This is a genomic window from Fretibacterium fastidiosum, from assembly GCF_000210715.1.
GTDB lineage: Bacteria > Synergistota > Synergistia > Synergistales > Aminobacteriaceae > Fretibacterium > Fretibacterium fastidiosum.
Genome location: NC_021038.1, coordinates 125,031 through 125,362, shown reverse-complemented (window position 1 = coordinate 125,362; position 332 = coordinate 125,031). Strand labels below are relative to the sequence as shown.

Here is a 332-nt window from a genome sequence, read left to right as displayed (position 1 = left end):
AGGGCGAGTTCAGGAAGGGGGAGGCGGTCACGATGTTGAGCGTTTTGGACAAGGTTGAGGCCAGAGGTATTCAGTTGGGCGAGGCCAGAGGCGAGGCCAGAGGCATTAAGCTGGGACGCAATGAGGGACGCAATGAGGGTATCACCTCCACGGCGCGGCGGATGCTGGGCATGAGTTTCACGTCGGAGCAGATATCCCAGGCGACGGGGCTATCCCTTAGTGAGGTCGAGGCGCTGCGTCGGGGGATGGACAACTGATCGTTGGCCCCGGTTTTTCAGGCCCCCCTGAAAGGGGGGCTGTCGAGCCCCGGAGGGGTGAGACTGAGGGGTTGT

General features: G+C 62.3%; 1 pseudogene. It reads left to right on the top strand.

The annotated features are described in order from the left end of the window. A pseudogene (locus SY1_RS00575) lies at positions 1–257 on the top strand (Rpn family recombination-promoting nuclease/putative transposase); the annotation flags it as partial. Positions 258–332: the final 75 nt, after the last annotated feature.